Below are 21,636 nucleotides of genomic sequence, written 5' to 3'. Positions count from 1 at the left end.
TTTTGCTCAGGCCTATAATTGTGGCGATCGCAACCGGGAGACTTGCAGCATGGACAAACAAAAACTGGCGGCACTTTCGGCGTTGGAGAAGAAAGTGCTCTGGCTGTCGACATGGATGATCCATAGCGCCAATCACCTGCGCGAAAACACGGACGGCTTGAAGGTTGGCGGACACCAGGCGTCCTCGGCCTCGCTGGTGACGATCATGACCGCGCTATATTTCTTGGTGCTGAGGCCGGACGACCGAATCGCAGTGAAGCCGCACGCCTCGCCGGTGTTTCACGCCATCCAGTATCTGCTGGGCAATCAGACGAGGGAAAAGCTCGAAGGGTTTCGCGCCTTCGGTGGCGCGCAAAGCTATCCATCGCGGACCAAGGATGTCGACGACGTCGATTTCTCTACCGGCTCGGTAGGTCTCGGCGTCGCGCAGACGCTGTTTGCCTCCCTTGTGCAGGATTATCTCAGCGCTCGCGACGAAAGCATGCCCGAGGGCCGCATGGTGGCGCTGATCGGCGATGCCGAGATGGACGAAGGCAACATCTTCGAGGCGCTGCTCGAAGGCTGGAAACATGGCCTGCGCAACTGCTGGTGGATCGTTGACTACAATCGCCAGAGCCTCGATGCCGTTGTGCGCGAAGGTCTTTGGGAACGCTTCGAAAGCATCTTCAGGAATTTCGGCTGGGATGTGGTCATCCTCAAATACGGCAAGCTGCTCGAAGCCGCTTTTGCTGAGCCGGGCGGCGAGGCGTTGAAGGCCTGGATCGACGGCTGCCCGAACCAGCTTTATTCGGCGCTGACCTTTCAAGGCGGCGGCGCCTGGCGCAAGCGGCTGCTTGCCGATATAGGCGAAAAGCCGGGCCTGAAATCGCTTCTCGACCGGCGCTCCGATGCCGAACTTGCTGCGCTGATGACAAATCTCGGCGGCCACGACCTGCAGTGCCTGATCGAAGCTTTGGAGAGGGCGCGCGGCAACGACCGGCCGACGTGCTTCATCGCCTATACCATCAAGGGTTTCTGCCTGCCGCTGGCCGGCCACAAAGACAATCATGCCGGGCTGATGACCAAGGATCAGATGGCAGTCTTTCGCGCCTCGATGTCGATCGGTGAGGGGCGGGAGTGGGATGCCTTCGAAGGCTTGGATATCGGCAAGGTTGACCTCCGACGTTTCCTTGATGCGGTACCTTTTGCGGCGAAAGGCCGACGCCGCCGGCACGCCCAACGCATCCTGGTCCCTGATCGCCTCGGCCCGGAAGCCAAGGGCAGCGTCTCCACCCAGGTCGGCTTCGGCAGGATACTGGATGAAATTGCACGGGCCGGCGGGCCGCTTGCCGACGCTATCGTCACGACATCGCCCGATGTCACCGTTTCAACCAATCTCGGACCCTGGGTCAACCGGCGCGGCCTGTTCGCGCGTCGCTCGCTTGCCGACACCTTCCGCAGCGAACGCATAGCCACGGCGCAGAAATGGGAATTCGGCCCCGCCGGCCAGCACATCGAGCTCGGCATTGCCGAGAACAATCTGTTCATCCTGCTGTCGGCCCTCGGGCTGTCGCATTCGGTCTTCGGCAAACGGCTGTTGCCGATCGGCACGCTCTACGATCCGTTCATCCAGCGCGGTCTCGATGCGCTCAACTATGCCTGCTACCAGGATGCGCGCTTTCTGCTAGCTGCCACCCCGTCGGGCGTCACGCTGGCGCCGGAGGGTGGCGCGCATCAGTCGATCGCCACCCAGTTGATCGGCATGGCGCAGGACGGGCTTGCGGCTTACGAGCCGGCATTCGTCGATGAGTTGAGCATCATCACGCGTTTTGCACTGGATTACATGCAGCGCGACGGCGACGCCGTCCAGTCGGAGCGCACCTGGCTGCGTGACGAGACCGGCGGCTCGGTCTATCTGCGGCTCTCGACGCGCCCGGTTGAGCAGATCATTCGTACCATGACGCAGGACCTTGAGCAGGACATTGTCGACGGCGGCTATTGGCTGCGGCGTCCGGGTCCGAATGCCGAGGTGATCGTCGCTTATACAGGCGCCGTCGCGCCGGAAGCCATCGAGGCGGTCGGCATGATGGCGGAGGATCGTCGCGACGTCGGTCTTTTGGCAGTGACTTCGGCCGATCGGTTGAACGCAGGCTGGACGGCGGCAAGCCGCGCACGCGAACGCGGCCTTGTTCATGCCAGAAGCCATATCGAACGGCTGTTCGCCGACCTTCCAGCCCATTGTGCGATCGTCACCGTCGCCGACGGCCATCCGGCCGCGCTCGGCTGGCTGGGCTCAGTCTGCGGCCATCGCACGCGTAGTCTCGGCGTCGAGCACTTTGGCCAGTCGGGGACAATCGGTGATCTTTACCGGCACTTCGGAATCGACGCCAATTCCATAGCGACAGCCGCCGACCGGATTGCTGGTGGGCGCCCCATCCGCTATCTCCGCGCGCTGGATTGACCGATGATGTCGTTCACGGCTGTCGCAGACCGGAAGGGCGAATAGTATGCCCAAGATGCGGCCTCGCCCGCCTGGCTCTTCGTAGCCATGCGGGCTCCAGGGCCAGTTCGTCTTCAATCGGGCGCCGCGATCGCAAAACTGTTCAGGCCGCGACTTCGAGCTGTTCGATCTTAGCAATCTCGGCTTGCTTCGCTCGGCCTTGGACGGCGAGGTCATAGCTAGCCTGCATGTTCATCCAGAACTGGGGTGTGGTGCCGAAGAACTTGGCCAGGCGCAGAGCGGTATCCGGAGTGACCGGGGTCGCCTCGTGCGTCAAGCGCTCGATGCGGGTGCGCGGTACATGCAGCTTCTTCGCCAGCGTATAGGGCTTCAGGCCAAGCGGTGCGAGATATTCCTCGCGAAGGATTTCTCCCGGATGGATCGGGGCGTCGAGGTTCAACATCGTTAAGCTCCCTGGGAGTGAGCGAGAGGTTGGTTGGTTTGGTTCTTTGCCAAGAGCATCGACAGTCGGGATATCCTTAGTGACGTCGGTGATTGCTACATCCTCTGCCGCTCCAGCTACCCACCGAAAGCAGGCAGGGAATTGATCATTGATGCGGATCAAATGCTGACCGGCACGATTGCCTTTCAGCAGGGCAATCGGCATCCGGCTCACGTCCGATCGACGCTTTGGCGCGGCACGTCGTTCAAGAGCAGCTCGGATTAACTCGTCGTAACCGAGCCTAATCGCCATTTTAGATTGCAGTCAACCATACAGATGTGCGTCCATGCAAATCATGGCCTTGCACATTTTGCGTAACAACCGAGCGCAATTCGTGTTCCTTCCGCACGGTTGACATTCCTCCCTCAGCCGCCATGCTGCATTGCAACATGGCTATCGAAAAGTCCGGCATGACGGAAGCATCGCGCATCGAGTGCCTTGACGGGCTTCGGGCGCTCGCCGCGATCTGGGTGCTGATAGGGCACTGCCTGCTGTTGACCGGCTGGCAGATTCCTATCCTCGGCGAACCGGACCTCGGCGTCGATCTGTTCATCATGCTGTCCGGCTTCCTGATGGTGTTCCACTACCAGTTGCGCCAGGACAAGGAGCCCTGGCAAAGGCCGGAAACCTGGCTGAAATTCTGGACCCGCCGCTATTTCAGGATAGCGCCGCTGTTCTATGTCATGCTCTTCGCTGCCCTGGCGCTTGGCCCCTATCTCTACCAGTCCAGGATGGTCATCGACGAGTTCCTGCTGCGGTCGCCGCAGGCGCCTGAGCGTTATCTCGACAGCGGCCTGAAGAATATCGGCGCCCATCTGCTGTTCCTGTTCGGCCTGGTGCCGAATTTCGCCTATCGCACGCCGCTGCCGGACTGGAGCCTGGGGCTGGAGATGCAGTTTTACGCGGTGTTTCCGGCGATCATGCTGGTGGTGCGCAGGCTTGACTGGATATGGAGCGGTATCCTGGTCGCGGCGATAGGCAGTGCGATCGTGTTCTTGATGGGACAATTGTCGGTTCATTTTCCGATGCCGTCGTTCCTGCCGCTGAAGATGCAGATTTTCCTGTGTGGGATGCTGCTTGCGGGCGTCGTCCATCAAAGGCAGAAGCGGCCTTTCGTGCATCTGGCATTCGCCATGGCTCTGGCCGCGCTGCCCTTCGGCGGCGGCTACGGGCTTGGCAAGTTTTTGATGCGCGAAGCGCTCGTCGTCGGTTTCTTTGCCCTGGTTCTCTACCGGATGCTGCCGGGAATGATGGGCATCGTGGCCAGAAAGATCGCCATGACGCTCGCCAACAGGTTCTTTCATTTGATGGGTGAGCTTTCCTTCAGCATCTATCTGATCCATCTGCTGGTTCTTCAGCCGGTGGCGGCTCTGGTCATCACCCAGTTCGGCCACGAATTGTCGGCGCCGGTGCGCTTTGCGATCGTTGTTGCCGTCGTCTTGCCGGTGGTCTGCCTGCTGTCCTGGATCACCTATACGCTGATCGAAGTGCCCGGCCAGAAGATGGGTCGTTTGGTCGTGCAGCGTTTTGGCCGGAGCCCGGCGCTCGAGGCGGTCAAGCCCGGCCCATGACCAGCCGCCAGGCGGGTTCGAGCTGCTCCAGCGCTCTGTCATTGGAGCTGCGGGCGACGTCAATCATGCTGGCCTTGTAGGCCAAGGGATGCGCGGTCCTGGTGGCGAGCGCCGCCACCATCGCGTCGCTGGGACACCGCGTCCCAATCGTTGGGTTCGGCCGGCGAACTCGCCAACGACGCCGAGCTAGCGCTGGCGGCCAACTGGGACCGCACGGCGTCGAGTTTCGCGCTGAACACGACCGAGGCCTGATCGGGCGAAGGGGAGGGCGTCCGACGTCCCGCCCCTTCGGGACGCCAGGTCGGCCACTTTGGCGAATCCCAAGTTCACCCGCTGCGCTGTACCAGATCGATACTAACTTATTCGCCACAACATCATGTTGCCCTTTGCTCAATTGACGGCACCAAACAGTTACAAGAAAGGGCGATGCTGCCTGTCTGGGCAAGGGAGGCAACTTTGAATATGAAGTACAAAACAGTTCAGGAAGTGCTCCGAAAAGCGGGCATTGTCATGAGCAAGAAGGGGGAAGTTCATCGCATAAACTTCTTCAGCGGCCTCGAAAACACCGCCTACTACACACCAACTCTTCAGGATGCCCTGGACAAGGGCTTGGCTATGGCGGGAGGTGCCGGAAGGATGAAAGCAAGCGCCTTTGCCAAGTCATCCGAAGCAGGGATCTCGACCAGCGCACGCATCGGCTGACACATTCACTCAAGACATCGCCGCGTTGCGCGGCGGTGTCGTGAAACTGCAATAGCCCAAGCATTGCCGTCTTACTTGGTCGAATGGGAAAAAGTCGGATCACGCAGCGTCTGCCACGCCATTTCCTGACGGGCGGTTCGCGTCGTGATCCGCTCCATGCACGAGACGTGCAAGGTTCTGCCCAATCAAAATCACAAGTCCCCAGCCGCCTTGAAGCGGCTTTTTGCCGTGGAGGCACCATGCCCCGTTTCCCCGACCAACCACACAGCCGGAGGCCTGAGCCATGCCCATCATCCCGCCCGACATCGCCAACATGGCGCTCGCTGTGCTCGACGAGGCGCCGATCGACAGCCTCGATCAGAGAGAGATCTGCCGACAGGCAGGTGAGGGCGGTGCCAGCATTTCAGAACTGCACTGCCCCTCACCCCCATGTTGGGCGTTCTCCCCGTAATAGTGAACGGGAGAGGCGCAAACGGTCAGTAATCGCCGTTGTAGTATCGGTCGTCGCAAGGGGCGGTGTAGATGCGGCCGCTGGTGCGATCCTGATAGCGGCAAAGCTGTTCGCTGCGCGGCTGCGGCGTGGTGGCGTTGCCGACGACGGCGCCCAGCAAGGCGCCGGCTCCGGCACCGATGACCGTGCTCTTGGTGTTGCCGCCGATCGCCTGGCCGGCAAGCGCACCGGCGCCGGCGCCGAGCAGCGCACCGGTGCTGGTTCTCTGCTGTGCTTCGGTCTGCGCGCAGCCTGCCAGCGCGGCGGTTACGAACATGGCGGCAATGGCTCTGGACATGGTCATCGTCTGATACTCCCTTGAAGTTTATGAACTAATACGCAGGCTGATTTTGCCAAGTACGGTCGCATTTGCGGCGGAACATAGGCACCGAGCCTCACGAAATGAGACATGGTTGTTTTTGTCTGACGGCTCGGCTTGGGAAAGAAATGTAACGAGCAAGACCACAGAGCTTCATCTCAAATCGACCTTCGAGGGGCTACGCTGCCTCGATTTGCATAACCTTTTTTGCCGCAGCGGTCAGAAATCCGGATCGGCTGTAGCCGTGGCGCTCCGCATATCGATCGATCTGATCGAGGACATCTTCCGGAATGGTGACATTGACACGCACAACCTTCGCCGCTTCGGCCTTCAAGGGAACCAGGATGGCGACACCGCTCAGATTGTCCTTGTCCGACATCACGTCGTCGAGGGAGGACGGCTCGGGAATGGCTTCGCCATCCTCGGCCAACCCCTCGACATGAAAGGCCAGTGCTTCCTCGGCCATGGCGCGGGCATCATCCAGGCTGACGCCAGCCGTCACCAGGCCCGGAAAATCGGGAAAGGAGACGCCGAAGTCGCTGTCCGTTTCCTTGTGGATCAGTCCGATGTAATTGCGCATTTCTCTACCTCAGCTTCACGCCGGATTGTCTTTCGATGCTCTTGAGAGTGCCGATCGGGATGTCGCGCTTGGGGTGCGGTACTGTTACTCGGCCCGGCTTGGCATTGTGCTTGAACTGGGCGTGACTTCCTTTTCGGGCCACTTCGCACCAACCATCCGCCAACAGCCTGTGAATGACCCTGTGAATGACATTGGCACTCTTCATGTTGTGTATAGATACACATAGCCGATCGTCCATGAGAATTGCCGCAGGTTACATGCCGCAGTCCTCAAGCTGAACCGTTCCTCAAATCCTCAAACACGGAGAAACCAAAACCAAATGAGCCGAGGCCTTCCCCGGACGCTTTCGCGTGCCGCCGCAGAGAAGCCAGCCTCGCCCCACCCAAGGCAGGGCTGATAGCCGGAACGACCGGACAAGGCGGCGCCTACCGAACCGTCTTCTCCTTCAATGCCATGCCGGTGCCGTTAGTTGTGGGAGAACTGGGGCGACAGTGCTTGAGGCCGCCCAATGGCGTTCCGTCGGACCAGAATGCCATAGGGTTTCGTCCACCAGATAGCCGACGGGGGCCGCAGCCATGGCCTGAAGTCGTCGGGGGTGTGTGCTGCGATGCAGGCTCGCGTTGTGCTTCGAGCGTGCTGGGAATCATCGAGCCGGTGTTCCTGAAATGGGCATACAGACCGCCGGTCGATATGTGGTACCGGCTCTGCGGCATATTGAACGGTTTGTAGAGTTTCTCCACCGGGCCGTTGGCGCCAAAGCCCGTTTATACCGATGAAAGTGCCAGTGGCGCATTCTTGTCGAGCATGACCTTGGGGGTCATCAGACCGTCGCTTCGCTTTTATGAGTTCCGCAGCCTAGCTGAGGGTAGTTACGCGCTCCCGTCCGTCTCGCTTTCCTCATCGATCGTCCGAACCGGCAAATAGGCATTGGTTTCCAGCCATTCTCGCAAAATGATCTGAATAAGGTCTGGCCTGCCGATTTTCATCTCGGCTGCTACGGAATCGAGTGCATCTGCGGTCGCGGGCTCCAGCGGCACACCACCGACGTTTCGAAGCATCAAAGCAGCGCGACGCAGGAGGATCTGCAAATCCGCGCGGGAGATGTCGCCTATGCGCTGGGCTGCGCTTTCGAGATCTTCAGCAACAGACTGGCGTGTCATTGGTGTCACCCGGTGCATGGCATCCGGCCTTCGCTCTGCTGCTCAGCTGGACCGTGATTGGCCAAGGGTGCAGGTATCGTGGGTGGAAGGCAGTAAACAATCATTTTCCGTCCTTTTTGCAGAGGACAACTGGCCTTCGGTATACTCGTCGTCCTTCATTTGCTGTTGCCGGGCCGGATGCATTGGGCTCGTCCGATGGCCAGAGCTACAGGGTCGCTTCGACTGAGTGAGCCTATTGCAGCGGTGCCGACTATGGGCACCATCGACGGCTCGTCATTTTGTACTTTCCCGGTTTTTAACTCAGCGATTTCCTCGTCACGCCTGGCAATGCGGCTTTCCAGATTGGCGAGACGCTCGGTCAACAAATAGCGGCCGACCGCAAATCCGCCTCCTCCGAAAAGAACCGCAAAACTGGCAAAGGCGGCCGGGTTGGCCAGCATCAGCGCGGAGTTGGCTTCCAAAAAGCTGATAAGATCCTGCATGGTCAACTTGACCCCGTCATGCCGCAAACAAGCGAGCTGTCGTCACCGGCTGGCCCGGGTTGGCATATTTGCCGCGAATCCTCTGGGCTCGAATATCCTGAGTCACTCGCCGTCATCACCATACCCGTCGTGCGACATGGCGGCCGTTCCGATATCCATGGCTCATCCCAAGATTGGCGGCGTGTCGTCGTAACCCAGCGCTACCAGTCCTGGGTGCCGGTGAGCGAGGGCCAGAATTTGAGTCTCAAGCTCGCAGTTATACGCCATGAGCGCCTTTACGGTCTCAAGGGGGCTTTCGTATCGGGCGATAAGCTTGACCGCTTCAGAATGGAGTTCAGCTTTGGCTTCAGCGTCGAGGCGAATAATGCCCATTGTCGTTCCTCCTAATGTTTGCCCGACGCGGAGCCGAGAGTTCATCAAGCCGTTCATGCAAGTGTCCATTCAGCACGATCATCTCCTTCAATGCCTTCACCGCATCGCCCTTGTGCAATGCAATGAACTTGTCGGCGATGGCCTGAAGGGCGGCCTCCTGGCGGCTGTCCAGCGTCACGATGTGGTCCATGGCGATGCCTCCAATCGTTTCTGTTTAATTGAACAAAACGGGAACAAAAATGTCAAGAGCGAAATTGACTCGGCGAGGAATATGTTCCTATTTTGACGGCGTGTTGGCGGGTGCTTACAGCCAAGGAGATACACATGGGCAGACGAAAAGGCCGGTATAACAGACTGTTTGCTCGGGACGCTGAGGAGACCATAAGGGAGGCACTAGGCCTCCGCGACGCGGTGCTTTCTGCGCAACGCAACTTGAAAGCAAGCGGCCCGTTGTTTTGGCAACTTTGTGGGCTGGTCGACAAATTGCACGAGGTGCTGGCCATTGTCGCGGAGAAGGAGCCTGACTACCGCATGCCGAACCTTGGTCTTCTACCACTCCCGGAGGAATACTCCACGCGGAAATGACCACAGCGGGCCGATGGACAGCTTGGGGCGCGCCAAGCCAACATGCTGCTCATCGTCGAGTGTGGCTGGTCTTAAGCGCTATCTTGCGATCATTCGCGTTAAGTCGCGATGCCCCGGCGGCACCTCCAGCTCGCCATATTGGTGATCTGTTACACGGTAGAGGGCGCAGCTTGCCGAGCCAGCGATGCCTGACTCAAGGCAGCAGGACGCGAGCGTCTGGGCCAGCCCAGACGCTCGCGGCTGTTGCTGCTACTCGTAGCCGCTTACCGCAAGTCCAGCTGCAACAGGCCGCTATAGTCCTCTGTCGTCAGGAAGAAGCCCTCGTCAATCGCCTTGGCTTTGAAAGCTGGATCGTCGCCGAGGTCGCGGAATTCCGGCTTCAATGTACCTGACGCGTTGAAGTAGCGGTCTCGAAAGGCGGCCCGTTCAAGGCCGGCATAGTCTCCACCCTTGCCTGTGACCGTGCAGGATTTCAGTTCGGTTTGGTCGGCGGCCTCCGCCGGAAATGACGTCCTCGCAAAGTCCATCGGCCCGATGTCGGGCGCGATGCTCCTGGGATTTGAGGTGATGCATCGGACGGTCTTATCCGCGCCGGCGACAGACAGGTCGAAATAGGGCGGATTCAATCCCTTCGCCGCGAGGTAGGCGAAGCTGCGGATGCGGTTAACTGCCTTCAACGCCTCCACGTCTGTTGTTTCGAGCATGTCATTGCCGATTTTCACCCCGCCGGCGGCGCCGAGCGTAGCCATCTGTTGCTGCAGCCAAGCCGGATCGCGCTGGATCCATGTCAGGAAATCGAGCGGCACGGCCTGCGGTTCCTTGAGTTGCTTGCTCATGGATTGCGCCGCTGCCGCTGCCGCAAACATGAGCACGGAACCGGCGAGGATCGACGTAAGCTTCGGGAGTCGCATGTCAAAGTCTCCTCCTTGGTCGCTGTCTCGGTCACCAATGGACGCGCGGCTTGATGCCGAGCATGTCGCGCAACTGGTTCTCCGTTATGTCGTCGGGTCGGCGTGTGCCGCCGACACCGATGGTACGTGCTTCCTCGTTGCGGAAAGCATATGACTTGCCATCGAGACCTACGTAGGGCGCATCCTTGAACCCCGAATGCTGGCCGGCCATGCGGTGCGTGGCGTGGATTTGCTCGTGACCGAGCACGATGCCAGGATCCGCCGGATTGGACGCAGTCGTGCCCGAGGACTTGTCGAACTCAACAGACGTGCGTGTGCGCGACGCAGCCGGGTCATAGCCGATGATCACGTCGCCCTTTGTCGATTCCGGGTTCACCAACGGATCCTTGTTGCGGGCCGCGGTGACGCCCGGCTCGTTCTGGATCGTCGTGGTTTGTGGGTCGGCGATGACCCGGCGCATCAACTCGCGGCCGCTGTCGAAGGAGTTGGATCCGACAAAGAAGTTCTTCACGTCCAGCCAGGCGCCATGCAGCCAATTTTGCGATACCTCGCCACTCTTGCTGTCGACCCGTGCGGTCGGATCAATTCGCTGGATGTCCTCTTCGACCTGCCGTCGGTAGGCCGCGTCGCCGGCAACGATCTCCTTCAGGCCGGTCGGGTCGAGGAAGGCCATCGGATTGTTGTTGGCGTAGGCGAAGAGATTGCAGGACGTCGAATTGCCGGTACACTTCTCCGGATCGCCGACGTAAAGCGGATCGGGCGAAATGAACCGCCCCAATGCCGGATCGTAGTAGCGGGCGCCATAGTAGTAGAGCCCGGTATCGTCATCGAGATATTTGCCGGTGAAACGATGGTGGGTCTTCTCACGCGGCAGCTCCGCGGCGACATCCGTCAGGTGTTGGGCCCAGGCAGGGGCCAGCGTCTCCGGCCCATGTTCGGTGCCGTACGCCCGGTAGAGCATCTGCTCGACGGGAACGCCGTCGGAGGCGATGACATAGTCGCTGCTCTCGAGATGATCCTTTAGATAGTAGAACCATTTGCCGGTGCCGTGTTCCAGACGAACGAGCTTGCTGGAGGCGATGTTGACATAGCTCTCCTCGCCTTTCGGACCGATCTCGAACGTGTCGACTGGGTAGAGGTAAAGCTGCTCCGGACCCGATCCGTCGGTCGGGATGACCTTCTTGTAGAGGCGACGCCCCGTCTGATCGTAGCCGTAGAGCACTTCATTGGTCGCAGTCTGAGCGCGGATCAAGCGTCCGTTGATGTCGAACACCGTTCCGGTCAAGGTCGGCGATTTCGCAAGTTGGGCGAATCCGTCGAAGGAGTAGGGCTTCGATGCGCTGCCGGCCGGGATGAGGCCGGTCACGGCGCCGGCGGACGGCGCTATCCGCGCGCCGGGCTCGAGCTCGTCGTTGCGGGCAAACGTTCCCGCCGCCGAATAGCCGAATTCGGCCTGCTGGCCGTAACGATCGATCCGCACGAGTTCGTTCTTGAAATTGTAGTGGAACGTTCCCGACCGGTCGACATGTCCGTCGCTGCCGGCGCCTTGCGCCAACGCGTCGACGATCTGGGTGATCGAGCCGTTGGCGTTGAAGGTCATGCTCAAATCCTGCAGCGGTTTGCCGCCGGCTTGCGTAACGATGTGGGTGAGGAACAGGGTGGCTGGATCGTAGGTCATCCGGGTGAATGCGCCCAGACGATAATCGACCCGCTCGATCTGTGATTCGGGATTGTAGGTGATATTCTCGATGATCTTCTCCGGTCCTGAAAAATCGGGATGCGTGACTGTCACCGACCGCAGGTTCTTGTCGGGCCCCAGTGCGAATTTCGACGCCAGGCCGCGCGGACCTTCGGACGAATCTATGCGGCCATCCAGCGTGTGGTGGAAATGATCGGCGTATTTCGCGCCATCGATCTCCACCTCATGGGTAACCATCCGGCCGTTCGCATTGTAGGCGTAGCGCTGGACGGCGTCGAACGCCCCGTTGGGATCGTGAATGATCACTTCGGTCGTCTTGTCGAGGGGCAGCGCTATCGGCGTTTCGAACCCGGCCGCGGAGGCGACTTGAACGGCGCGGTCATAGCGGTATTCGAGGTGAACCACGCCATCGTTCACCTCGGTCAGCTTGCGGTTGAGGAAGTCGTAGGTGAAGGTCTGGACCGACGTTTCGCCATTGTTGCCGATCCGCCCGATCACCGATTGGCGACCGCGCGCATCGTAGAAGGCGTAGCGGTCGCCCATTCCCGGAATCGACTGGAATTCGATGTCGCCGACGGAGTTGTAGATCAGCCGCCGCGGCGTCGTCTCGCCCGGCAGCCAGATTTCGCTCAGGTAGCCGAAGGAATCGCGCACGAAGCGGGAGATATGCATCGTGCCGCCGCCATTGCTGGCGATGGAAGCTGTCACGCCGTTCTCGTTCTTCAGCGAATATTCACTGCTTTGAACGGTGCCGTCGAACTGGTCGTTGTAGGTCGTGATCGTCAGCGTGCCCCACGGTTGGAAGGTCATGGCGGACACCTTGCCCGACGGATGGGTTTCGCGGACCATCCGGCCGGCTGGGTCATAGGTGTAGGCATTGCCGATTTCGTGATCGGGGCGCGGAACATCGCCAAGATCGAACACCTTCTGCAGGTTGAGATTGTCAACGCCGCCGAAGCTTTTCACCACAAAAGGCGTCCAGCGGAAGATCTGCTTTGCATTGCGGTTGTAGAGTGAGAAGTTATTGACCCGCACTCCACCCTCAGCGACGTTCTCCAGATCGGCGACCTTTTCGCTGCGGGCGTCGTAGGCGGCGAGGTCCGCGATGAACTCGCTCTCGCCTTCCGGTGTCTCGGCAGCGCTCGCGTAGCGGCGGCGCGCCGTAAGGATGAGCGACGGCAGCCCATGCTCGCCGATCTTGTAAGTGTAGAAACGTTCGGCGCCATCCGTGGCCGTTTCCCGGGTTTTGCGGCCGAGGGCGTCGTAGCTGTTCGTCACGACCATGCCCAAGGGCGTTGTCGTCGTCGCTATGGTGCCCTGGCGCGGCCCATCATAGGTCATTTTCGTCGTCTGATCGAGCTCGGCCGCACCGCCCGACGCCTTGGTGTAGCTGAGCGTCAAGGTGCCGGTTGGGTCGTAGATCGCCGACTCGGTGACGCCGAGTTCGTCGGCGATCGAAATACTGTTACCGAAGACATCGTAACCCATAGTCTTCACCAGCTTTCGGCTGGCGTTGCGGAACTGTTCGAACGCGGGCGGCAGGGCGCCAAGCCCCGACAGTACTTCCAGCGTTCGCGACCCCATCCGACCGCCGGAATTTGGCAGATAGGTGAAACTCTCGCGGCTGAGCAACCGGGTCCCGGCCAGAATACGCTGCTCGGACGCCGCGTTGACGATGCCGAGCGCCGCCAGATCGGCGCGCGACTGCGTGTAGTCGGTCTGGGTTGTACGATTGAAGCCAGGAACCGTCAGGCGCTCCGGTCCCGGAATGTCGCGCACCTCGACCGTCTCCGACGTAGGCATGTTGAATTCGTCAAAACCGGCATAGGTCTGGGTCTTGACCGGATCCTTGCATTCGGGATCGGCCGCATTCTGCTGTTCGGCCTCGCCGGCGGAGTCGGTCAGCGTCTCCTTGACCTTCCTGAGATAGGACGAACCGTCGCCACGCGGAAATGCCTCCCACGCCGACGATTCGCATTTCAGCATCATGCCGGTCGTCGGCAGCTTCTGGCTGCGCGTAGCGGTCGACAGCGAGTGCAGCGCTGCCGCTGATGGATCGAGCGTCTCGGTTGTCTCAGCGCTCGCGACGAGCGTCGCCTCGGGCTTTACTTCGTATGTCTTGCGGATCTTTAGTTTGCCGGCGAGGTTCAGGTCGGCCGCCCTTTCTGCGAAGGTGTAATACTGTTCGCGATCGAGGCTGGAACGCTGCGTGACGCGCTGGCCGGCCGCGTTCTCGTCGCCGTAAGCGACCTTCTCGACCTCCGAGAAGCCGATGAAGCGGCGATTGATCACGTCATAAAAGGGATTGTGGTAGAAATATTCGTCGGTCTGCACCTGGGCGCGAACCTGGCCTGGTATGCCCTGCGACGTGACGAGCTGCTTGGCGACGACAACGGGGAAATGCAGGTTGCGCGTCGGCTGGCCGTTGGCGCGGTCGCGCAGCATCTCGTCGATCGAGGTCGCATAGCGAATGTCGTGCCGGCGGCCGGAATCGAAGTCGACGACCGTCAGCAGGTTCGCCTTGACGAGTTGCATAGTCGCGGTGCGGTTGAAGTCGATGACGACGACGGGCTTTACCTCGTCGCCGGACGGCTTCTGGAATACGATGATCTCGGTCTGGCCGTCGCCGTCGATGTCCGCGACGCGCGAGGCGAAGGTTTGCGTCGACGTCCCGAGTTGAACGCGCAGATTGAGCGCGATACTGAGCGGATCCTTCAGATAGGTCCCGTCGCCGAAGCCGAGCCAGATGCGCATCTGGTCGGTGCGCTCGCCCATCGACGCGAAATCGATGATGCCGTCGCCATTGGCGTCGATGTACCACATCGTGGCGAGGCTATCGCCGGACTGCATGCCCCCGATCTTTGAGAAGGTGCCGTGACCGCAGAGCGGATCGTTGATCGCGGCATCGCCGAACAGCAGCGCATTCGGGTCCGTCGAGAAGATGTTGCCCTCGTTCTCGTAGAGGCAGAAGCCCTGGTCGGCTGGACGGATGACGACGAGATCGGGCAGCCGGTCGCCGTTGATGTCGACCATCCGCACATTGTTGCGGCCGAGTATCTGGCCGTCCTGACTGTTGAATGGGAACGCCTTGGTCAGCGCGCCGAAATTGACGCTGTAACCGCCATCGGCCTGGCGCCGTGTGAGATTGAGGAATATCCGCCATTCGGTGCGCCCATCAGCGTTGAGGCGCGTCGTGACGATATCGGACTGGCTGTCCATATTGACGTCGTTGAAGCGGCCGTTGCCGCCCGCGAATGTCGTCGGCGAGACGCCGGGCAGCGGGATCGACCGGCCGAGATAGGGGAAGGTCCCGTCGGCCCTGCCGTCATAGACGTGCATCAGCCCATCTTCGATTTCGACGATATCGACGAAGCTGTCACCAAGGATGTCGGCAAAAGCGAAGCGGTTGTCAGTGAGCCGGGGCGCGATCTGGCGCATCAGTCCAGCCTCCGTCGGACGCGACAGGACGAGCTGGGTCGTGTCGCCGAAGGCGCTGTTCAGGTCGCCGCTGCCAAGATGCACGGTCGCGCCATCATCCCTGCTTTGCACGATGTCGACCAGCGCATCCATATTGAGGTCGGCCAACTCGAAATTCTGCGGAGGGATGTCGCCAGCGAACGCCATCTTCGGGGCTTCGAATACGACGGCGCGCGACGCCAGCTCGGCGCTCGTCCACGACGAATAGCCGAAGTGGATATCCGGGAACTTCAGCGTCGATTGCGCCAGCGCCTCGCCGCCGGTATCGCCATATCGGTAGAGCACGCGCAGCTGGTCCAGCACGTTGACCGACTGCGTGTCGATGAGCGGTGTCAGGTCGGCCTGGGCCTTCGCCAGGCAGTCCGGATGCGCCCGGACGACGAATTTGGAGGTGTCATTCGTGTCACGGCCGACATATCCCATGCACCATTGGGCGTAGACGGTGTCCTTGAACTTGGCCGTCATCTTGCCGTAGAGCCGGGCGTTCTCCTGTTTGCTGCCATTGGTGTGGCTGACGAGCGTGGATTGCGTTTCGATCAGGTCGAACTGATAGCTGCTCTGGCCGCCGGCGAAGCTGGCCTTTGTGAGATAGCTGCGTCCACCGAAACGCTGGTATTCATAGCGGACGGCTTCGCGGTTAGCGTTGACCTGCAGAACCAGCGGCCATTTCGTGACGTAGGGCGCGGCTACGTCGAAATTGCCCTCCGCCACGGATCGATCGCCGCTGAAGATCAGCCGCGTTCCGTCGGCGTTTGTCACCTCGAAGCCCGAGGAGATGGTATCGGTGTGCAGCCCACCCGTCAGGTCGAGCGAAACGACGTCGAACGTGCCAGTGTGGTAGAGGATCTTAACGAAATCCTCGGCGTATTCGGGCTTGTACTCCCAGACGCCGTTCTGGTTTCCGACGAAGACGAGCCGCGCGCCCATGTACGATAGGCGGGAGAAGAAGTCGCCGCCGGGTTTGGTGCCGGGCAAGGCCGTGCCGAGATCGTCATTGACGGCAATCGCCTGGGTGTTGAACTGCCAGCCGATGCCGAGGCCGTTGCCGCTGTCACCCGCGAACTGGCTGTAGGTGAGACTCATTTGCGGCCCGAACTGGCCGCGCGTCGGCAGGTTGGGTAGCGGCAAAGTGAAGTTCGCCGATCCGGTGTTGTTGTTCAGCGTGAAGCTGCCTTCCTCCTGCGTGACGGTGCCGCCGGCCGCAGGTAACTGGACGATCGATGTCGCCGATTTGTCTTCGGCGTGTGCCGGGGAACCGAGCACTGCGGCGCTGGCGGTCAGGGCTGCGAGGATGGCAAAGGTCTTTGCGAACATGGGGCTACCTCTCCGGATGCAGGCATTACTGATGAATGTGCGGGCTCACGATGATGAGTTGTAAGCAGTTCGGGCGTGGACAGATGACCGAGGGCTGGACGGCAATCGCGTCTTGCAGGTGAATGTTTCCATCGAAGATGCGCAACGGCTCGCGCTTGCAGGCTTCGCTGACTTGCTGGAGGAGCGGCTGCGGGAACGAGCAGATCGGATTGTTACCGAGATAGGATTTTCCGATCACCGGATGGACGTGAGAGAAGTTTTCAATCCGGTTGCCCCTCAGATCGACGACCGACAGCGCCGGAAGCGAGCCGAGTGGCAGCGCATCGAAGACCCGATTGTTGCGCAGATCGACATCCGTCAACGCCTGCATGTTTGATAGATTGCCGACATTGCTGATCTGGTTGTCATTCAGGTAGATGTATTTGAGGCCGCTCGAGCCGAAGCGCGGAATCGCCGACAGCCGATTGGTGGCGAGGTTCAGTTTCTGAAGCTCCGTAAGCGATGCGATCGGCGAGGCGTCGGTGATAAGGTTGTCGAACAGGTTGAGTTCGCCCAGCGCTCGGAAATAGACCACAGGATTGACGGCGATAATCGACTTCTTGTTCAGCGACAGGCTGGTCAGTGACTGCGCCCAGTTCTGGGCTGCGTTGCAATCGGTGCTGTCGACATGCTCGGCCTGCATGCGGCTGTCGAGTGCCGCCATGAAACCGCGCGCGTCGCCGAGCGCGATCGAATCGAACCGGTAGACGGTGCAGTATTCAGCGAAACTGGCGTACTGTAGCGGCAGGTTGCGCATGCCGGCATCGTCGAGCAACGGCAGGTCCGCCAAGGGCGTTACTGATTGCACGTGCGTGTTCGAGAAATAGAGCTTGGTCAGCTTGTTGAGTACCCCGATGCCGATCAGGTTCGACACTGGATTGCCGTCGACATTCAGTTGTTCGAGGCGGCGCAGTTGCAATATTCCCTGGATCGAGGTGATCTGGTTGTTGCGAATCCAAAGCTTTGTCAGTCCCGGTATCGCCGACAGCACCGAGACATCGGACAGCTGGTTGTCGGACAGGTCGATGGAGGTAAGATTGCCCATCACCGGGAACAGCGAGACGCTGGTCAACCCGCGGTTCTTCGCGTCGGCGAACTGGCGTGAGCTGAGATCGTCATAGGCTTTGCCGCAGACAGTCTTGCCTGAGATGGACAGCAGCGCGTTTACTTCGGCGGCTTGCGCGGGCGTCAGAAAGTCGGTCTGGTTGCGCATCAGGCATGCCGACAGGAAATCGGTCGCCTGTACAGGATTGTCGGAAAGATCGAGATTGATCAAGCCCGACAGCGCCGCCAGCGGTCGGACATTGGCGATCGAATTCTTCGACAGGTTGAGTATGCCGAGATTGGTCAAGCCGGCGAGCGGCGCGACGTCGGTGATGTTATTGCTCGAGAGGTTGAGCGAGGTGAGTTGCGGCAATGTGGCGAGCGGACGCAGGTCGCTGACGATCTTGGACGACAGGTCGAGCGCCGTGGTCGCCAGCAGCTTGTTGCCGACCGCCGAACATGTTCCGCCGCCCTCCAATTCGACCATGGCGCGAATGGTCTGCCCAAGCGGGGTCGCGGCGTCGCGGTGCAGCACGCATAGGTCAACGAAGCTCTGCCCGCCGTCCGCTACGATTGGATTGCCGCTGAGATTGATGGCTAGCGTCGAGGGAAAGCTTCCGAGATTGGCGAAGGTCTCGATCTTGTTGTTGGCAAGGTTGAGGCTGGTCAGGCCGCCGAGCGCGCTGAGCGGTTCGAGCATGTCGCCTGCAAGGCCATTGTTGCCGATGGACAGTGTCGAGAGCGCCTGCAGGAATTGCAGCGGCTCAAGGTTGCCGATCTTGTTGTTGTCGAGTGTAAGGTTCGTGAGTAACGCCAGCGCTGACAGTGCGCGGATGTCGGTGATGTCGTTGTCGGAGAGGTCGGCTCGCGTCAGCGCGGTCAGCGGCGTCAGCGCGTTGATGTTGCTGATGTGATTGCCGGAAATGTCGAGGAAGGTCAGCGCCTTGAGCTTGGTTAGCGGCCCGAGATCGGCGATCGAGTTCTCGGCAATCGACAGGCTGGCGAGGTTCGTCAGTACCGCAATCGGCTCGAGCGACTGCACGCCCTTGCCGTTCAGATTTAGCGTCGTGATTGATTCCAGGAAGGTCTGTGCAGCGTCGCAGGCGGCGGGATTGCCAAGCGCCGATACCCCACCGGGCGTTGAATCGAGCACCGCCATTACGGTCGCCGTTTCTGCCGGCGTGCGGTCGCCCTTGACGCACCAGTTGGCGAAGGTCGTTGGCTTGTTGACCGGCGGCGCGCCGGAGAGGCATGCGATGGTGTGGATCTTGCCGGCGAAGAACGGCGTCGGGTCAGCGTTCAGAGCCTGGTCGAGGTTGAGCTTCAAGTCGGTGACCAGCAGCGAGCAGCCAGGAATGTAGAGCCGGTCAGAAAACGTCGTCGCGCCGAAGTCGGAGGGGAATTGCAGGTAATAGACGAGGCCGCTGCCATTATCGTGCGCGAACACCTTGATCGGATATGTCTCACCCGATGGGCACAGCAGCGGGTTGGCGGCGGGATCAGCCGCGACGATCGCGCTATCGACGGCAGTTAGCACCTCCGAGGGAACCGTCGCGAAGCCAAGTCCACGGATCACTGCTTCCTCGTCCGCTTGGTCCTTGCAGCGGATACGGTAGCCGCGCCCGTCCGAGATAAGCAGCGGATAGTGCAACCGGTTTGCCTCCAGGGCCGGATCCTCGAACAACACAACCTTCGGTTCGTCCGCGCGGGCCGGGCCGGCGGCCGCGGTCACGAGCAGGACCGGGAGGAGGAGGAGCAGCGATCGGGCGATGCGGTTCATCTGGTTTCTCCTTTCGAGGCTCAGATGCGGATCAAGCGAGCCGCCAGCGACGCTACCTCGCGTCTGCCGGCTTGATGGTCCAATAGCGAGACGGATCGCGGTCGCAGGTGAACTGGAGGGCCGGGATGTTGTTCAAGTTGCTAACCCCGCCGGCAATCGTGAGGCACTTGCCCGTCTGGACGTTCTCTGCCTGAACTCCGTCGCGCGTCTCGACCAGATTCCAGCGGCGGGAAGGATCGTCGTCACAGTTGAACTGCAGGGCGGGAATGTTGTTGTCGGTGCTGACCCCGCCGGCAATCGTGAGGCACTTGCCGGTCTCCACGTTCGCCATCCGGAAACCGTCCCCTGCTTCAACCAGCCTCCAGCGCTGCCATTGACTGCCGTCGCAGTCGAATTGCACCGTCGGCGCGTTATTGTCGGTTCTTCCTTCCGCGACCGACAGGCACTTTTCGGTCTGCCTGTTCACCAGTACGACCTCGGGGTCGGCCGCCCGTATGCTCCAGAACCGTGCCGGATCGCGGTCGCAGTTGAACTGAAGGGCGGGGATGTCGTCGTCGGTGCTCACCCCGCCGGCGATCGTCAGGCATTTTTTCGTCAGCACGTTTTCGGCCTGAAAGCCGTCGCCGGTCGCCGTCAGCTTCCAGCGTCTCGAAGCGTCCCGGTCGCAGTTGAATTGGAGGGCCGGAACATTGTTTTCGGTGCTGACCCCGCCGGCAATCGTCAGGCATTTTCCAGTCCGCACGTTCTGCAACTGAAAACCGTCGTCCGTCTCGACCAGCTTCCAGCGGCGCCACCGGTCGCTGTCGCAGTCGAACTGTACTGCCGGCGCGTTGTTGTCGAGGCGCCCCTCGGCAACAGCCAGGCATTTGCCGGTCTGCATGTTTGCCAGCACCACGTCAGCCTCCTTGATTGCCGTAATGCAGGCTTCGAAAATCTTGCCGGAGGCCGCGGTTGGGTGCTCGGGCCGACTGATGCAGACCGCATTGCCGTCCAGCGAAGGATTGAATGGCAGGATAGCACTGACAGACTGCACAGTGGCCAGGCGGTTCGCTCGCAGGTTAAGGGCGGTAAGCTTCGTCAGGCCCATCAAGGCGCGCGCATCTGCGATCCGGTTCTTAGACAGGTCGAGCGCCGTGAGTTCTTGGAGGAACCGCAGCGGTGACACGTCCGTCACCTTGTTGTTGGCCAGAACCAGCCGCGTCAAAGCCCGCGCCGAGGCGAGCGGTCGCAGATCGGCGATCTGGTTGGAACTGAGGTCGGCGTCGGTCAGCTTCTTCATTGCTGCCGCTACGTTGATGTTGCCGATCCTGTTTCGCGACAGATCGAGGAAGCTGAGCTCGGTCAGCTTTTCGAGATCGCGCGTGTCGGCAATTTCATTGCCGGACAAGGTCAGGCTCGTCAGATGGGTGAGTGTCGCCAGCGGCTCAAGGTTGGTCAGCCGTCGCCCGGCAAGGTCGAGCGTCGTGCTAGACGCGAGAAAATCCTGCGCGCTTGCGCACGCCGCCGGATTGCCCAGCGCGGAGGCACCACCGGGTGTCAGGGCAAGCAATTCCTCGACTGTCGTCTGCTGAGCCGGATCGAGGTCATCCTTGATGCACCAGCTGGCAAAGGTCGTCGGCCTGCCGACAAGCGGCGCGCCGGCGACGCATGCGATGGTATGAACCTTTCCGGCGAAGAATGGGGTGGGATCGGCGTTTATCGCCTGACTGAGGTTGAGTCCGAGTTCCGCGACAAGGCCCGCGCAGCCGGGAATGTAGAGTTGGTCGGAAAAGGATGTTGACCCGAAATCGGTCGGGAACTGAAGGTAGTAGACGAGCCCACTGCCGCCGTCGTGCGCAAAGACCTTGATCGGGTAGTTCTCGTCGGACGGGCACAACAGCGGATTGGCGGCGGGGTCGGCCGCGATGACCGCATTGTCGACGGCCGTCAGCACTTGCGACGGAACGGTGGCGAAGCCCAGTCCACGGATCACCGCCTCTTCGTCAGCCTGGTCGTTGCAGCGGATGCGGTAGCCGCGTCCCTCGGTGATGAGCAGGGGATAGTGCAAGCGGCTGGCGTTCAGCGTCGGGTCCTCAAACAGGACGACCTTCGGCTCCTCGGCGCGGGCCGGACCGGCATCGATCGCCAGGAGCAGCGTCAGCAGGAGTAGCAGCGAGCCAGCGATGCGGTTCATCTGGTTTCTCCTTTCCG

At 60.8% G+C, this 21,636-nt stretch carries 17 protein-coding genes; 5 read left to right on the top strand and 12 right to left on the bottom strand.

Annotated features, from left to right (window positions below):
* The first annotated feature begins 49 nt into the window (after nucleotides 1–49).
* Nucleotides 50–2,440 (top strand): transketolase-like TK C-terminal-containing protein, encoded by a 2,391-nt coding sequence (locus tag AC0L2Y_RS24275; RefSeq protein WP_473559983.1) that lies wholly within the window; start codon nucleotides 50–52, stop codon nucleotides 2,438–2,440.
* Nucleotides 2,441–2,582: 142 nt separating this feature from the next.
* On the opposite strand, the gene AC0L2Y_RS24270 is transcribed toward AC0L2Y_RS24275, so the two are convergent.
* Entirely contained in the window at nucleotides 2,583–3,173 is a 591-nt protein-coding gene (locus AC0L2Y_RS24270) for a HigA family addiction module antitoxin (RefSeq protein WP_473559981.1), read from the bottom strand.
* 137 nt (nucleotides 3,174–3,310) lie between these two features.
* On the opposite strand from AC0L2Y_RS24270, the gene AC0L2Y_RS24265 reads away from it, so the two are divergent.
* The 3 genes from AC0L2Y_RS24265 (at nucleotide 3,311) to AC0L2Y_RS24255 (ending at nucleotide 5,645) form a co-directional block, all read left to right on the top strand.
* Complete coding sequence (locus AC0L2Y_RS24265) at nucleotides 3,311–4,492, top strand: acyltransferase family protein (RefSeq protein WP_473559979.1); 1,182 nt, start codon at nucleotides 3,311–3,313, stop codon at nucleotides 4,490–4,492.
* A 462-nt stretch (nucleotides 4,493–4,954) separates the two neighbouring features.
* The gene (locus tag AC0L2Y_RS24260) at nucleotides 4,955–5,194 is read left to right on the top strand and encodes a hypothetical protein (protein WP_473559977.1); all 240 of its coding nucleotides are present in this window, start codon (nucleotides 4,955–4,957) and stop codon (nucleotides 5,192–5,194) included.
* Nucleotides 5,195–5,477: 283 nt separating this feature from the next.
* Nucleotides 5,478–5,645 carry a hypothetical protein gene (locus AC0L2Y_RS24255; protein ID WP_473559975.1) on the top strand — a complete coding sequence of 56 codons (168 nt, stop codon included), beginning with the start codon at nucleotides 5,478–5,480 and terminating at the stop codon, nucleotides 5,643–5,645.
* Between the two features lie 25 nt (nucleotides 5,646–5,670).
* Here AC0L2Y_RS24255 and AC0L2Y_RS24250 read toward each other — a convergent pair whose 3' ends face one another.
* From AC0L2Y_RS24250 to AC0L2Y_RS24220, 7 genes are all read right to left on the bottom strand, one after another.
* Entirely contained in the window at nucleotides 5,671–5,988 is a 318-nt protein-coding gene (locus AC0L2Y_RS24250; protein ID WP_292654509.1) for a YMGG-like glycine zipper-containing protein, read from the bottom strand.
* Between the two features lie 193 nt (nucleotides 5,989–6,181).
* Entirely contained in the window at nucleotides 6,182–6,583 is a 402-nt protein-coding gene (locus AC0L2Y_RS24245; RefSeq protein WP_473559974.1) for a type II toxin-antitoxin system HicB family antitoxin, read from the bottom strand.
* Nucleotides 6,584–6,587: 4 nt separating this feature from the next.
* Entirely contained in the window at nucleotides 6,588–6,788 is a 201-nt protein-coding gene (locus AC0L2Y_RS24240) for a type II toxin-antitoxin system HicA family toxin (RefSeq protein WP_473560105.1), read from the bottom strand.
* Nucleotides 6,789–7,452: 664 nt separating this feature from the next.
* On the bottom strand, nucleotides 7,453–7,743 hold the full coding sequence (locus tag AC0L2Y_RS24235; RefSeq protein ID WP_473559972.1) for a hypothetical protein: 291 nt from the start codon (nucleotides 7,741–7,743) through the stop codon (nucleotides 7,453–7,455).
* Between the two features lie 155 nt (nucleotides 7,744–7,898).
* Nucleotides 7,899–8,225 (bottom strand): hypothetical protein, encoded by a 327-nt coding sequence (locus AC0L2Y_RS24230; RefSeq protein ID WP_473559971.1) that lies wholly within the window; start codon nucleotides 8,223–8,225, stop codon nucleotides 7,899–7,901.
* A 162-nt stretch (nucleotides 8,226–8,387) separates the two neighbouring features.
* Nucleotides 8,388–8,597, bottom strand: a complete 210-nt coding sequence (locus AC0L2Y_RS24225; RefSeq protein WP_352566596.1) for a hypothetical protein — start codon at nucleotides 8,595–8,597, stop codon at nucleotides 8,388–8,390.
* On the bottom strand, nucleotides 8,572–8,787 hold the full coding sequence (locus AC0L2Y_RS24220) for a hypothetical protein (protein ID WP_352493294.1): 216 nt from the start codon (nucleotides 8,785–8,787) through the stop codon (nucleotides 8,572–8,574). Before AC0L2Y_RS24220 ends, AC0L2Y_RS24225 begins: the two co-directional genes overlap by 26 nt.
* A 134-nt stretch (nucleotides 8,788–8,921) precedes the next feature.
* Between AC0L2Y_RS24220 and AC0L2Y_RS24215 the strand changes: the two genes are divergently transcribed.
* Nucleotides 8,922–9,182: a hypothetical protein gene (locus AC0L2Y_RS24215; RefSeq protein ID WP_473559969.1), complete on the top strand. Its 261-nt coding sequence runs from the start codon at nucleotides 8,922–8,924 to the stop codon at nucleotides 9,180–9,182.
* Between the two features lie 263 nt (nucleotides 9,183–9,445).
* On the opposite strand, the gene AC0L2Y_RS24210 is transcribed toward AC0L2Y_RS24215, so the two are convergent.
* Genes AC0L2Y_RS24210 through AC0L2Y_RS24195 form a run of 4 tightly spaced genes read right to left on the bottom strand, consistent with a single transcriptional unit; the run spans nucleotide 9,446 to nucleotide 21,619 of the window.
* Entirely contained in the window at nucleotides 9,446–10,093 is a 648-nt protein-coding gene (locus tag AC0L2Y_RS24210; RefSeq protein WP_473559967.1) for a hypothetical protein, read from the bottom strand.
* A gap of 31 nt (nucleotides 10,094–10,124) precedes the next feature.
* Complete coding sequence (locus AC0L2Y_RS24205) at nucleotides 10,125–16,583, bottom strand: RHS repeat-associated core domain-containing protein (protein WP_473559965.1); 6,459 nt, start codon at nucleotides 16,581–16,583, stop codon at nucleotides 10,125–10,127.
* A gap of 25 nt (nucleotides 16,584–16,608) precedes the next feature.
* Nucleotides 16,609–19,446 (bottom strand): leucine-rich repeat domain-containing protein, encoded by a 2,838-nt coding sequence (locus tag AC0L2Y_RS24200; RefSeq protein WP_473559964.1) that lies wholly within the window; start codon nucleotides 19,444–19,446, stop codon nucleotides 16,609–16,611.
* A 52-nt stretch (nucleotides 19,447–19,498) separates the two neighbouring features.
* Nucleotides 19,499–21,619, bottom strand: a complete 2,121-nt coding sequence (locus tag AC0L2Y_RS24195; RefSeq protein ID WP_473559962.1) for an RICIN domain-containing protein — start codon at nucleotides 21,617–21,619, stop codon at nucleotides 19,499–19,501.
* Between the last annotated feature and the right edge of the window lie 17 nt (nucleotides 21,620–21,636).

This window comes from Mesorhizobium sp. WSM4830 (assembly GCF_055811495.1).
This window is presented reverse-complemented; position numbering and strand designations above follow the sequence as displayed.